The organism is Pseudomonas sp. LP_7_YM (assembly GCF_004364435.1).
In the GTDB taxonomy this organism is placed as follows: domain Bacteria; phylum Pseudomonadota; class Gammaproteobacteria; order Pseudomonadales; family Pseudomonadaceae; genus Aquipseudomonas.
In genome coordinates this window covers 60108-73963 of sequence record NZ_SOCT01000006.1, presented here as the reverse complement: position 1 = coordinate 73963, position 13856 = coordinate 60108, and the positions used below count along the sequence as shown (strand labels likewise).

Genomic DNA, 13856 nt, shown 5'->3' with positions numbered 1-13856 from the left:
CTTCGGCGAGTGATCGGCATTTTAGCGACAGGCTGTAAGTCGATATTTCTTCAATGCGACAACTAGTTACAGAAGCACCAAGAAAGCCGATCAGCCCGATTGACAGCCCAGGATTTTTATGCCCGAACCAGTAGCGGCAAACCCATCAACAAAGCAAATAACGCGCCCATTATTGGCAAAGCCTTCTAATCCGGCAAGTCCAGCGTGCCAGGCGGTGGGTTTCGGGCGATGACATGCACGCATTTCGGGTTGAAACGCCCCACAGCGGGGCGCAAGGTTACAGGGCGTGGGCAGGCGGTAACAAATCGATATATATCTCGGTTTTCTCATGCACCGCAGTCTCTGCAGCAGCTATCGGAAGGCCAGACAGCCGCGAAAGCGATCTTCCTGACATACAGATTGCGCCACTGTCGTAACCTCCAGCAGCGCCTACAGGCATGAGCAGGGGCGGAAGATCTCGACACAGCGCTGCCCGTCCTGCGCAGGCGAGTTGATTCACGAGAGCGACATTGAACCAGATGTATTTCTGGCGCTTTATAGATTGATCGCGAATGAATTCGCTTCCTCAGCGATTCGCAGGAAGCTGAAAAAAGCCCCGCCAGGCTTTCACCAAGGGGGCGCTTTTGATCACGCGAGCGTCAGGCGACATTCATGGTCTTGTGGGTCTCGACCAGATGGGCGACGACACCTGGATCGGCCAGGGTCGAAATATCGCCCAGAGCATCGTATTCGCCGGTGGCGATCTTGCGCAGGATACGACGCATGATCTTGCCCGAACGGGTTTTCGGCAGGCCCGGTGCCCACTGAATCACGTCTGGCGAGGCGATTGGGCCAATCTCCTTGCGCACCCAGCTACGCAGTTCGATGCGCAGCGCTTCGTCCGGCACCTCGCCCCCATTGAGTGTCACGAATACATAGATGCCCTGCCCTTTCAGATCGTGCGGCACACCGACCACCGCCGCTTCGGCGACCTTGGGATGAGCGACCATCGCGCTTTCGATTTCAGCGGTTCCCATGCGGTGGCCTGAAACGTTGAGCACATCGTCCACCCGGCCGGTGATCCAGTAATAGCCGTCCTCGTCGCGGCGAGCACCGTCACCGGTGAAGTACATGCCGCGGAAAGTCTTGAAGTAGGTGTCAACGAAGCGGTCATGGTCGCCATAAAGACTGCGCGACTGACCCGGCCAGGAATCGAGAATCACCAGATTGCCTTCGGCTGCCCCCTCGATCAGGTTGCCGAGGTTATCCACCAGCGCCGGGATGACGCCAAAGAAGGGACGCGTTGCCGAGCCCGGCTTCAGGGCCGTTGCGCCTGGCAGCGGGCTGATGAGAATGCCGCCGGTTTCGGTCTGCCACCAAGTATCGACGATCGGGCATTTCTGCTTGCCCACGGTGTTGTAGTACCAGTTCCAGGCTTCCGGGTTGATCGGCTCACCCACCGAACCCAGCAGGCGCAGGCTCGAGCCGTCCGCACCTTCCACCGCTTTGGTGCCTTCAGCCATCATCGCGCGGATGGCAGTCGGAGCGGTGTAGAGGATATTGACCTTGTGCTTATCGACAATTTTCGAGACGCGGGTGATGTCCGGGTAATTCGGCACACCTTCGAACAACAAGGTGGTCGCACCGTTGGCCAGCGGGCCGTAAACAATGTAGCTGTGCCCGGTCACCCAGCCCACGTCAGCGGTGCACCAGTAAACCTCACCCGGCTTGTAGTCGAACACACGCTCATGGGTCAGCGCGGCATACAACAGATAACCTGCCGTGGTGTGCAACACGCCCTTGGGCTTGCCGGTCGAGCCCGAGGTGTAGAGGATGAACAGCGACTCTTCAGCCCCCATTTCTTTCGGTGCGCAGGTGCTGGAAGCCACCTCGAGCAAGGCGTGGTACCAGATGTCGCGATGACGGTTCCACTCGATGTCACCGCCGGTACGCTTGCAGACGATGACTTTCTGCACGCTGCCGGTTTCAGGGTTGGTCAGGGCCCTATCGACGTTCGCTTTGAGCGCAGTACGCTTGCCGCCACGCAGGCCTTCGTCAGCGGTGATCACCACTTTCGATTTGCAATCGATGATGCGCCCGGCCAGAGCCTCCGGTGAGAAGCCGCCGAACACCACCGAGTGGATCGCACCGATACGCGCGCAGGCCAGCATGGCGACCACGGCTTCCGGAATCATCGGCATATAGAGGGTGACGACATCGCCACGGTGCACATCCTGACCGCGCAAGGCATTGGCGAACTTGCAGACTTCTTCATGCAGTTGGCGGTAGGTGATGTTGCGGCTTTCGGAAGGGTCATCGCCTTCCCAGATGATTGCAATTTGATCGCCACGTTCGGCCAGATGACGATCCAGACAGTTGTAGGAAACATTCAAGGTGCCATCGGCAAACCACTTGATATCCACCCGGTGATCGTCGAAGGAGGTCTGTTTGACGGTAGTGAAAGGCTTGATCCAATCCAGGCGCTGGGCCTGCTCACGCCAGAAGCCATCGGGGTTGACCACCGACTGCTGGTACATGGCCTTATAGGTCGCCTCGTCAGTGAGCGTATTTGCTGCCACTTCAGGGCGGACGGGGTACAGGGAAGCCGCGCTCATCTTTCTTACCTCGGTGAAAATGTTGTTGTTTTATGACCCTGTTGTATCTGCCGATGGCCCCGAAAGCCATTCGACGATGGTCTTACCGGCCTTGAGCATAACGCCGAAAAGCTCTGCAATACCCGGGTCGCCGCAAATTTCCCTCCAGACGCCATGGCCAGAGAACCCGATCAGTAGAGGGTCTACCGAGCCTGTTCAGTGATTGTTACGCAATTGCTCAACAGTCTTTATCAAAATGGTTTCTATATAACTTCCAGACAGGGGCATAGAATTCATTCCGCCAACACGGCAACTGATTGACAACGCAAAGCCCCCCACCCCGGCTTGTCGATCCAGCAACTTAACCTGGTTATCACCTGGCTTCACACAGAACCCCAGAAGGGTTTTGCGCACCCGGCCGAACGGAATTCCCGTTCAGCAGAGTTGACGAAGCAACCGAGAGGAAACATGTAATGAAAGCTGCACTGGTTGTAATGGCTCTTTGTGGTTTCAGCGCCATGGCAATGGCAGAAGAATCGGGCGCGAAAGTGGCCGCCCAGCAACAACGCATCGAGCACTACACGTATGCGAGCAAGCCGGATATCGCCAAGGTCATCTCGGTGGATGAAGTGCCCAATGTGTGTCGCGTCGTACCCGAACACATGACGTACGAAGACTCGCAGGGTCAGCGTCACATCATGGAATACATGGTCATGGGCAACGGATGCAGTAACGGCTAAGCCTGCAGTGTTCCCACTGTCTGAACTCACGTTTATGTGCAGGCGTTACTTGCCAAGCAAACGTGCACCTGCCAGTTGATATGGAAACTCAGGCAGCGTCCTGCCAGACAAACGCGCTCTAGCAATCAGCGCGTTTGCCCTACTCCATAAAGTTTCAACTTATTGGCAATTGTCGTATGAGAAAGACCTAACCGTTTTCCCAATAGCCGACTACTGGGATGGCCGCAATACAACTGTTCCAAAACCGCTTTCTCGAAACGCCCGACAATATCGTCCAACCCGCCCTCCAGCGAAAAATTCCCAAATGGCTGCGGCACGCCGTAATCCGGCAGCCGGATGTGTTCAACCTTGACCAGCCCGCCCTCGCATAATGAAACCGCCTGAAACAGCACGTTTTCCAATTGCCGGACGTTACCCGGCCAATGGTATTGAGCCAGACGCTCCAGCGCAGCGGGCGCAATGCGCGGCAAAGGGCAGCCAATCTGCCGACTGGCCTGATCGAGAAAATGCTCAACCAGAGGCTGCAGGCCGTCGAGGCATTCCCGAAGCGGCGGTATATGCAGGGAAAGTACATTCAGCCGGTGGTAGAGGTCCTGACGGAACGCACCACGGGCGCACAACTCAGACAGATCGACCTGGGTGGCACAGATTACCCTGACATCCAGGTACACCTCTTCTTCACTGCCCACCCGGCGAAAGCAGCCTTCTTGCAGAAAGCGCAGCAATTTGGCCTGCAACCGCGCGCTCATTTCCGCCACCCCATCGAGAAACAGCGTCCCGCCTGCGGTCAACTCCAGCAGCCCCAGCTTGCCCTCGACCCGTGCGCCTTCGAACGCCCCCGGCCCGTAACCGAACAGCTCGGTCTCAGCCATGGATTCGGACAACCCGGCGCAATTGAGCGCCATCAGCGGCGACTGACCACGCGGACTGGCCAAGTGACAGGCGCGAGCCAGCAGCTCCTTACCGGTGCCGGTTTCTCCTTCTATCAATAGCGGTGCATCCAGCGGAGCCATGCGCCGGGCTTCACGCACCACTGCTGCCATCACTCGGGAGCTCTGGAATATGCTGTCGAAGCCGCGCAGCTCCTGCTTGCGCACGTTATAGATGTGCTCACCGACGCGGTCGGCCCGATGCAGGGTCAACACCGCACCCGCCATGGCCTCGCTGTCTTCGTGCTCGGACTGCAATGGCGCGATGTCAGCGAGAAAGACATCGCCCTTAACCTTCACCCTCAGACCGTTGATCCGCGAGCGATTGGCACGCACCAGTTGCGGCAAGTCAAAGTCATCGACGTAGCGCGCCAGCGGCATCCCGGGCACTTCATCGACGCGTACGCCCAATAACTGCGCCGCTGCTCTGTTCGCAGCAACGATCGCACCGCTCATGTCGATGGACAATACCGGGAATTCCAGCGCACCCAGCAGTGCGTTCAGCTCCATATGCCGACGCTCGCTCGGCATCAATCCCACGCGCTTGACGCCGAAGACTCCAGGAATCGTTGCGAATTTGGGGACCAGCGACTGAAATTGCAGATTGATGAGATTGGGACAGCGCAAATAAATCGCATCACCATGCTCACCCCCGACCTCGCCGCTGGAAACATTGACGCCGTATGCAACCAGCAATTGGAGGATGTCGCGCAGGATTCCGACGCGGTTCTGACAGTGCACCTTGATACGCATGGCGAGTGGACTCTTCTGAACAGGCAGGCTTTTTAGGCTGACGCGAAGTTTACCGTCAAGGTTACGTTACAGCGCAAGCACTAATAGCCCCGCGGAATCGAAGAACATGACGCGATCAATGCTTGACTGTCAGGGATTCTTTACGATTTAGGCAAACGGAGGCTGCAGTGACGTTCTTCGCTCTACTACGAAGGGATTGAAAAGCGGTTATCAATAGCTACACGCAGGTCATTAGCCCGCATCGCATTGCTCCAGATAAAAACAAGCCATTCAGGAGAGCAGCATGAGCACGCAATACATTGCCCGTGAGCCGGACGCCACCGGTTTCATCCATTACCCTGACGCCGAACATGGTGTGTGGAATACCTTGATCACCCGCCAGATGAATGTCATCGAAGGCCGTGCCTGTCAGGAATACCTCGACGGTATCGAGCAGTTGAAGCTGCCTCACGACCGAATTCCGCAACTGGACGAAATCAATCGCGTGCTGGCGGCGACCACGGGCTGGCAGGTAGCCCGGGTTCCGGCGCTGATCCCCTTTCAAACCTTTTTTGAACTGCTGGCCAGCAAACGATTCCCCGTGGCTACGTTCATCCGCACCGAGGAAGAGCTGGACTACCTGCAAGAACCTGACATCTTTCACGAGGTCTTCGGCCACTGCCCGCTTCTGACGAACCCCTGGTTTGCGCAATTTACCCACACCTATGGCCAGCTAGGTCTGGCAGCCAGTAAAGAGCAGCGGATATACCTTGCCCGCCTTTACTGGATGACCATCGAGTTCGGACTGGTAGAAACCCCACAGGGCCGCAAGATCTACGGCGGCGGCATTCTTTCCTCGCCAAAAGAGGCGGTTTACAGCCTGTCGTCGACGCCGGAACATCAACCCTTCGATCCCGTCGAAGCCATGCGTACGCCTTACCGCATCGACATTCTGCAGCCACTGTATTTCGTGCTGCCGGACCTTAAACGCCTGTTCAACCTGGCCCACGAAGACATCATGGGCATGGTCGAACGGGCCACCGGCATGGGCCTGCATGCCCCACGCTTCGCGCCCAAAAAGCAGCCAACCAAAACAAACGTCGCCTGAAAAAGGACATCTTTCATGACCGCCCACAACTCCCATACGCTGAGTCAGGCCCATTGCGTAGCCTGCCGCGCCGACGCCCCGCAAGTCAGCGAAGCCGAATTGCCGGAACTGCTGCGCCAGATCCCGGACTGGAACATCGAGGTTCGCGATGGCGTGATGCAGTTGGAAAAGGTCTTTGTGTTCAAGAATTTCAAATTTGCACTGGCATTTACCAACGCGGTCGGCGAAATTGCCGAAGCCGAAGGTCATCACCCGGGTCTTTTGACCGAATGGGGCAAAGTGACCGTGACCTGGTGGAGCCACTCAATCAAAGGGCTGCACCGCAACGACTTCATCATGGCCGCCCGCACCAACGAGGTGGCCAACGCCGCCGAGGGCCGCAAGTAAATGCATTTTTCACAGATTCAGCGCGTACCGGACGATCCAATCCTGGGCTTGATCCAGGCCTACGCCAAAGACCCGAACCCGAACAAGTTCGACCTGGGCGTGGGCGTATATAAAGACGCGCAGGGCCTGACCACCATTCCGCGCGCAGTCAAGCTGGCCGAGCAGCGCCTGGTGGATTCGCAGCCGACCAAGGCCTACATCGGCGGCCATGGCGAACCGCGTTTCGGTACGCTGATCTGTGACCTGGTGATGGGCGCCGATTCGCCACTGATTCAGCAAAAGCGCGTGGGCGCCACCCAGACCCCAGGCGGCACTGGCGCGCTGCGTTTGTCAGCTGATTTCTTCGCCAATTGCCTGCCGGGCAAAGGCATCTGGCTGAGCGATCCGACCTGGCCGATTCACGAAACCATCTATGCCGCTGCGGGACTCAGGGTCAATCACTACCCCTATGTGGGCAGCGACAACCGGCTAAACGTGTCGGCCATGCTGGAAACGCTGAACACCGTACCGCAAGGCGACGTGGTGCTGCTGCACGCCTGTTGCCATAACCCGACCGGCTTCGACCTCAGTCACGAGAACTGGCATCAGGTGCTGGAAATTGTCAAACGTCGCAACCTGCTGCCGCTGATCGACTTCGCCTATCAGGGGTTCGGAGAGGGCCTGGAAGAGGACGCATGGGCCGTTCGCCTGTTCGCCAGCGAGTTGCCTGAACTGCTGATCACCAGCTCCTGCTCGAAGAACTTCGGCCTGTACCGCGAACGCACCGGCGCGTTGCTGGTGTGCGCTCAGACCAGCGAAAAGCTCGCGGACGTGCGCAGCCAGCTATCGGCGACGGCTCGCAATCTTTGGTCCAACCCACCGGATCACGGTGCAGCGGTGGTCGCCGAGATTCTCGGTGACCCCGAACTCAAAGCCGTATGGGCCGATGAAGTCGAGCAAATGCGTAGCCGCATCGCGCAACTTCGCAAGGGTCTGGTAGATGCACTGACACCGCTGGGCTTTGGCGAACGCTTTGCACACATTGCGGCACAACGGGGCATGTTCTCCTACACCGGCATGAGCGACGATCAGGTCGTACGCTTGCGCAACGAGTACGGCGTGTACATGGTTGCCGCTGGCCGGGCAAACGTAGCGGGTATCGACGCTACCCGCATCGATGCACTGGCGGCAGCGTTCGCGGCCGTCTGCGACGACTGAACGTGTGACCTGTGGGAGTAAGCCTGCTTGGCGAGCAAGCTCGCTCCCACGGGCTTTCGCGCAGGGTAATGGAATCAGCCCCGCCCGGTGGGTTGTGGAATTCATTGGCTACTACATGACCAACGGCCATCAAGAAAAAATCTGTTTGTCATTTGTTGTGCTGTATCCTCCGTTGGCGTTTTTTGGACGCGCTGTTCAAACCAGCAACTTGTGAGGAGTGACTTATGCACGAAATCCCAAATTTCCCCTTCCCAAGCCAAACCCAGCAAAGCGCAGCAGCCCGTCAGGAACTCGGTCAGCCGACCGGGATGAACGCCGGTGCCAAAGATGGTGATAGCAAGAAGGCCCAAAGCCAAGGCTGAAGGCTGATTTCAGCCCCTATGCAAGAGCGTCTTTCAGGCGTACTTCCATAAGGGCTGAAACGTTTCGAGACCCGATACCCATGACCGAATTCACTGAAACCCAGGCCCAGGCGCTGATTGGCACGGCCGAAAAAATGATCGACATCTGGGCCCGCCTGAGCCCGGAAAAACAACAGGCATTACTGGCGCGCTTCGGTACCCAGGAAAATGCCCTTGCCGCCCTGGTCACGACGCAGCTCGTGGCACCCGCTGCTGACTGAGCCAATGACTGGCTGATAAAAATCGCGTTTGATTCAACGCTGATTCAACCTTCGCTGCCCTGCACGGGAAAGCCCGTTATCATGTGCGGCATCGCTTGATTATCAGACGTGTACGCTCCATTTCAATTTTCAGTCCCGCTGCACCTCCCCAGTCGTAATCGTGGATCAATGCCCATGCCAGACGCTTTGAGCGCCGCAACTCAACGTAGTGCCGACCCATCGCCAAGGGCGGTCACGCTTCAGGTCGTTTCCATTGTCCTGTTCACCTTCATCGGCTATCTGAACATTGGTATCCCCTTGGCCGTGTTGCCAGGTTACGTCCACACCGACCTGGGCTTCGGCGCCGTGGCGGCGGGTCTGGTGATCAGCGTCCAGTACCTGGCCACGCTGCTCAGCCGCCCCTATGCCGGGCGCATCATCGATAACAAAGGCCCGAAGAAGGCAGTGATCATCGGCCTGTTTGGCTGCGGCCTGAGCGGCGTGTTCATGCTATTGGCCGGCTGGCTCGATGCCTGGCCGATGGTCAGCCTGGTCAGCCTGTTTATCGGACGGCTGGTGCTCGGCAGCGCGGAAAGTCTTGTGGGCTCAGGCTCCATCGGCTGGGGCATTGGCCGGGTGGGGGCGGCGAACACGGCCAAGGTGATTTCCTGGAACGGCATTGCCAGTTATGGCGCGCTGGCCATCGGTGCGCCGCTGGGTGCAGTGCTGGTCAACGCCTTGGGGCTGTGGAGCATGGGGGTGAGCATCATGCTGCTGGCGGCCCTGGGTATTTTCCTGGCCTGGGAAAAAACGCCTGCTCCGATCGTCCATGGCGAGCGCATGCCATTTCTGCACGTGTTGGGGCGGGTGTTGCCCCACGGAACCGGACTGGCGCTGGGCTCCATTGGCTTTGGCACCATCGCGACGTTCATCACCTTGTACTACGCCAGTCACAGCTGGCCCAACGCGGTGCTGTGCCTGAGCCTGTTCGGCGCCTGCTTCATCGGTGCGCGACTGCTGTTCGGCAATATGATCAACCGCATCGGAGGCTTCCGCGTGGCGATCGCCTGTCTGTCGGTGGAAGCACTGGGGCTACTGCTGTTGTGGCTGGCACCCACGCCTGATCTGGCGCTGGCCGGTGCCGCACTGACGGGCTTTGGTTTCTCGCTGGTATTCCCGGCGCTGGGCGTCGAGGCAGTGAATCTGGTACCCGCGTCCAGCCGTGGTGCAGCAGTGGGCGCCTACTCGTTGTTCATCGACTTGTCGCTGGGCATTACAGGCCCCGTGGCGGGCGCTGTAGCGTCAGGCTTTGGCTTCGCCTCGATCTTCCTGTTCGCGGCGCTGGCCTCTCTGGCAGGGCTGGGGCTAAGCGTGTACCTGTACAAGCAGGCCAAGGTGACGCGGGACAAGGTGACAGGGTTGTAGCCGCGCCTGCGCAGGGCGCTCTTTAGAAATCCACCCTTCCCCGCCCCGCCTTGATCGAGCCGCGCTTGGACTTGGATTCCAGTCTGCGGGTCTTGGAGCCCAGCGTCGGTTTGGTAGGCCGACGCTTCTTCTCCACCTTCGCAGCACTGATGATCAGCTCGCTCAAGCGCTCCAGTGCATCGGCACGATTGTGCTCCTGCGTGCGGTACTGCTGGGCCTTGAGAATGATCACCCCCTCGCCGGTGATTCGACTGTCACGCAGCGCCAGTAGCCGTTCCTTATAGAACGGCGGCAGTGAAGAGGCATTGATGTCGAAACGCAGATGCACCGCACTGGACACTTTGTTAACGTTCTGGCCGCCCGCCCCCTGGGCACGAATAGCGGTCAGTTCGACTTCGCTGTCAGGCAGATGAACGTTGTTGGAGATGATCAGCATGCGGGGACTCAGGTTGGAAAGTGACCACTACCGCGGACATTGCCCGCAAGATCGTCTGGTCTGACGACAGATAGCAGTAGGAGCGAATTCATTCGCCAGACGTCGCTACAGACAACAGATCTGTGTCGACTGCACCGTTGTTTCGTCGGAGCGCCGCCCAAAATGAATTCGCTTCCACAGGTTCAGCGGCGCACTGAAAATCAGACGCCGCTGACGCTCTATTTAATGATCGAGGTGCGTTGCGCCATTGATTCAGCGTCGGCGTGGCGCTTGTTCTTGATCAGGTAGAACACCCACATCGCTGCCAGCCAGACAGGGATCGCATAGACCGATACCTGAATCCCCGGAATCATCAGCATGATTGCCAGGATCAACGCCACGAACGCCAGGCACAGGTAGTTGCCATACGGATACCACAACGCTTTGAACATCGGTTGCAGGCCCTCACGTACCATGTGCTGACGGAACTTGAGGTGCGAGTAGCTGATCATGGCCCAGTTGATGACCAACGTCGCGACCACCAGTGACATCAGCAACTCCAATGCATTTTGCGGCATCAGGTAGTTGAGCAGCACGGCGATCAGCGTCACGGCTGCCGACAGCAGAATGGCTCGCACCGGCACGCCACGACGATCGACTCGTGCCAGCGAACGTGGTGCATCGCCCTGCTCGGCCATGCCAAACAGCATCCGCGCATTGCAGTAAGTGCCGCTGTTATAGACCGACAGCGCCGCCGTCAGCACTACAAAGTTGAGAATATGCGCGGCGCTGGTACTGCCCAGCATCGAGAATACGTGCACGAACGGACTACCGCTGTAGGCATCGCCGGAGGCGTTCAGATCGGCCAACAGGGCATCCCAAGGGGTCAGCGACAGCAGCACCACCAGCGAACCAATGTAGAAAATCAGGATGCGGTAGATCACCTGATTGATCGCTTTGGGAATGATGACCTTGGGCTGGTCGGCTTCGGCTGCGGTGAACCCGAGCATTTCCAGGCCGCCGAAGGAGAACATGATGAACGCCAGCGCCATCACCAGACCGCTCACCCCGTTAGGGAAGAAGCCGCCGTGGGACCACAGGTTACTCACCGACGCATGAGGTCCGCCGTTGCCACTGACCAGCAGATAGCTGCCCAGCGCGATCATGCCCAGAATGGCTACGACCTTAATGATCGCGAACCAGAACTCAGCCTCGCCGAAGACTTTGACATTGGCCAGGTTGATGACGTTGATCATCACGAAGAACACCGCTGCCGATGCCCACGCCGGGATTTCCGGCCACCAGTACTGGATGTATTTGCCGACTGCGGTCAGCTCCGACATGCCCACCAGGATGTACAGCACCCAGCAGTTCCAGCCGGACAGAAAGCCCGCAAACCCGCCCCAGTATTTATGTGCAAAGTGGCTGAAGGACCCGGCCACCGGTTCTTCAACGATCATCTCGCCCAGCTGGCGCATGATCATGAAGGCAATGAAGCCGCACAGGGCGTAGCCAAGAATCATCGACGGACCCGCCGATTTGAGAACCCCCGCCGAGCCCAGGAACAGGCCGGTGCCGATGGCGCCGCCAAGGGCGATCAGCTGGATATGACGGTTTTTGAGACCACGCTTCAAGTCTCCTGAATGGGACATGTGTTCACTCACTGGATAGTCACCTTTTTGTTCTTGTCTGTGACGGAATCGAACCCGACGCGCTCATGACGCGGCGGAGTGAAACGGAGTGGATAACCCCGAGTTTTTTGTGGCGTCCATACGCCGATGGATCACAGAAAAAACGCGGCGCATTGTACACCGTCACGTACGCAGATGACCGAGAAAACCTGCGGGCTCGATCAGGCAGAGAGTTATCGAATGAGCAGAGTTTGCAAATACTTACAACTTAGAAGCCTGCTACCCGCCTCGAAACGTGGAGAGTCTGTTCTCTATTCCCGGGAAAACTGTACGGATCGCGCACTTACTTAATGCGTAAGCTGGACATTGCATTCAATAGCACTAAAATTGCCGAGGCAGTTGAGGTAGAGAGAAAGTCCAACAAAGCCAATAAATAACCGAAACAAGCACGTTAAAATCATGGAGGACATTCAAATGTCTGTTTTGCTGACCGCTGCAGAAATGCGTTTGACCAAACAAGCCAATGCATATCAGATAAAAAACCCTAACCAGGTTGAAACGGAATTCACAATCACCTCAGAATCGAAAGCAGCTCAGACGTTAAAGCTCAATGATCAAAGCAAAATTAACGACCTGAAAGACTTTTTGAAAAGCTACGACATGACGAACATCAGCACTGATGAATTGAAAAAGGTCGGCGCTGAATTATATAAGAATGGCTTGATAGACGATAACGTTTTTTCGTCCTTCATCGGTGGAGATAGGGCTTTCGACGTTAACGGAGAGCAAACTGACACAGATAAAAAATTTAACGCTATTGCAATGTTTAACGAAATGCTTGCAGACAACACCGCCTATAATAATGAATACCCTCAATATGCCAATCAGGACTCAGCAATAGTCGCCAGACAAGGATTGATTGGCGCAAATCAAGCGATCAGTGCCTTGGCGTATTTTGCCAACTCGGGTAACAGTACGCTTGCGGTGCACGAAAAAGCGTGAAGACTGCTGAGTCAACTGATGCGCCAAGGGCAACCCTGGCGCACCATCCAAAGGGTAACTACCGGCCGTATCCTGTAGAACCCGAGTAGGTTACCGGCATAGCTTCGGTATTCTCCTGGCGAACACGATAAGTACCGAGCGGGCCGAGGTACGAGGCATTATTACCCGTATCACCGGCTACTTGAACCCAGCTGGAGCCTAATTGACGCTCGATGTAGAGCTTAGGAGATCTACCCCCGCCAACAGCAGAAACGGATGCGGTAATGTTCGCGTTAGGGCATCCATTCGCATCGTTGATGGTGAAAGGACCGTACGCGACAATTTCCGAGTTGGCTGCCATGGTGCCGCTGTATCGGGACGTAATATTCAAACATAGAGCGCAAGCCTCAAAAGACAACGCCGCAAGCGAAATAATAGATACTGCCAGTAAACGTTTCATTTAATGATTCCAATAACGAATTAAACAGGGATGCATTCAAAGCGCCGGGCAAGCGCATGGTTTCAGGTAATGCATTCATGCATGACCGGCACTGTCGGCTGGAACACCGAACACAGCCTTGTCCCCACAATGGCGGGCAGGCTGTGCTGGTCATGCGCTTATTTCATGGTGAACTGAACAGCCCATTCATGGGTGCTGAAGTTGGTCGAGGTAATGGTTGCCGTGCAGGTAGCGCCGCCGCTGGGTGTTGCGCTCTTGTTCCACTTGGGAACCTTGACCCCGCCAGCGCCAATCGTGTTCGAGTACGTGGTACTGAACGCGCAGGTCTTGCTGCCTATGGTGTAGCGCACAGACGCATAGTTCATATCCGGAGAAATATTGCTTTGAACTCTGTAGGAATCGCGTGCACCGGCGTCAACAGTTGTATCCGGTTTGGGACTGGCATTCATATTGGTACTGGTTTCATTTGAATTGGTAATGATGTACTTGGCCTCATCCGAATCGGCTGACCCCACATGTTTAAATGTGACGGTAACAGCAGGTCCAGCATAAACAGCACCTGTTGCAAAACATGCAGCTATTGCCAACGTAGCAAACAGTGACTTACGAGCATCCATAACCATACCTTCCTTGTTTAGCGTTTAATGCAATGACGAACCGAGGCCGCATTGCCGAGT

General features: G+C 56.9%; 14 protein-coding genes. 8 read left to right on the top strand and 6 right to left on the bottom strand.

The features are described from left to right. Positions 1–638: 638 nt before the first annotated feature. Positions 639–2594, bottom strand: coding sequence for an acetate--CoA ligase (gene acs / locus EC915_RS15885; protein ID WP_133751487.1), 1956 nt, complete (start codon positions 2592–2594; stop codon positions 639–641). Between the two features lie 452 nt (positions 2595–3046). On the opposite strand from acs, the gene EC915_RS15880 reads away from it, so the two are divergent. Then, complete coding sequence (locus EC915_RS15880) at positions 3047–3313, top strand: DUF2790 domain-containing protein (RefSeq protein ID WP_133751486.1); 267 nt, start codon at positions 3047–3049, stop codon at positions 3311–3313. Between the two features lie 125 nt (positions 3314–3438). Here the strand turns inward: EC915_RS15880 and EC915_RS15875 are convergent, their stop codons facing one another. After that, positions 3439–4995, bottom strand: coding sequence for a sigma-54-dependent transcriptional regulator (locus EC915_RS15875; protein WP_133751485.1), 1557 nt, complete (start codon positions 4993–4995; stop codon positions 3439–3441). Between the two features lie 283 nt (positions 4996–5278). Here EC915_RS15875 and phhA point away from each other — a divergent pair, with 283 nt between their 5' ends. The 6 genes from phhA to EC915_RS15850 all read left to right on the top strand — a co-directional run bounded on the left by phhA (position 5279) and on the right by EC915_RS15850 (position 9692). Further along, the gene (phhA, locus tag EC915_RS15870) at positions 5279–6082 is read left to right on the top strand and encodes a phenylalanine 4-monooxygenase (RefSeq protein ID WP_133751484.1); all 804 of its coding nucleotides are present in this window, start codon (positions 5279–5281) and stop codon (positions 6080–6082) included. A 15-nt stretch (positions 6083–6097) separates the two neighbouring features. Next, positions 6098–6469, top strand: a complete 372-nt coding sequence (locus EC915_RS15865; protein ID WP_133751483.1) for a 4a-hydroxytetrahydrobiopterin dehydratase — start codon at positions 6098–6100, stop codon at positions 6467–6469. Next, positions 6470–7666 carry an amino acid aminotransferase gene (locus tag EC915_RS15860; RefSeq protein WP_133751482.1) on the top strand — a complete coding sequence of 399 codons (1197 nt, stop codon included), beginning with the start codon at positions 6470–6472 and terminating at the stop codon, positions 7664–7666. It begins immediately after the preceding gene. 224 nt (positions 7667–7890) lie between these two features. Further along, the gene (locus EC915_RS24850) at positions 7891–8028 is read left to right on the top strand and encodes a hypothetical protein (RefSeq protein WP_166651001.1); all 138 of its coding nucleotides are present in this window, start codon (positions 7891–7893) and stop codon (positions 8026–8028) included. Positions 8029–8108: 80 nt separating this feature from the next. Further along, positions 8109–8288 carry a hypothetical protein gene (locus EC915_RS15855; protein WP_133751481.1) on the top strand — a complete coding sequence of 60 codons (180 nt, stop codon included), beginning with the start codon at positions 8109–8111 and terminating at the stop codon, positions 8286–8288. A gap of 174 nt (positions 8289–8462) precedes the next feature. Then, the gene (locus EC915_RS15850) at positions 8463–9692 is read left to right on the top strand and encodes an MFS transporter (protein WP_133751480.1); all 1230 of its coding nucleotides are present in this window, start codon (positions 8463–8465) and stop codon (positions 9690–9692) included. A 22-nt stretch (positions 9693–9714) separates the two neighbouring features. Here the strand turns inward: EC915_RS15850 and arfB are convergent, their stop codons facing one another. Continuing rightward, complete coding sequence (gene arfB / locus EC915_RS15845) at positions 9715–10128, bottom strand: alternative ribosome rescue aminoacyl-tRNA hydrolase ArfB (RefSeq protein ID WP_133751479.1); 414 nt, start codon at positions 10126–10128, stop codon at positions 9715–9717. A gap of 218 nt (positions 10129–10346) precedes the next feature. Beyond that, positions 10347–11759: an amino acid permease gene (locus EC915_RS15840; protein ID WP_133751478.1), complete on the bottom strand. Its 1413-nt coding sequence runs from the start codon at positions 11757–11759 to the stop codon at positions 10347–10349. Positions 11760–12212: 453 nt separating this feature from the next. Between EC915_RS15840 and EC915_RS15835 the strand changes: the two genes are divergently transcribed. Next, the gene (locus EC915_RS15835; protein WP_133751477.1) at positions 12213–12740 is read left to right on the top strand and encodes a hypothetical protein; all 528 of its coding nucleotides are present in this window, start codon (positions 12213–12215) and stop codon (positions 12738–12740) included. Between the two features lie 58 nt (positions 12741–12798). Here the strand turns inward: EC915_RS15835 and EC915_RS15830 are convergent, their stop codons facing one another. Both EC915_RS15830 and EC915_RS15825 read right to left on the bottom strand, forming a co-directional pair. Beyond that, positions 12799–13179 carry a hypothetical protein gene (locus tag EC915_RS15830; RefSeq protein ID WP_133751476.1) on the bottom strand — a complete coding sequence of 127 codons (381 nt, stop codon included), beginning with the start codon at positions 13177–13179 and terminating at the stop codon, positions 12799–12801. 158 nt (positions 13180–13337) lie between these two features. Continuing rightward, a complete protein-coding gene (locus tag EC915_RS15825) occupies positions 13338–13796 on the bottom strand; it encodes a hypothetical protein (protein ID WP_133751475.1) in 459 nt (152 codons plus the stop codon). Positions 13797–13856 lie beyond the last annotated feature (60 nt).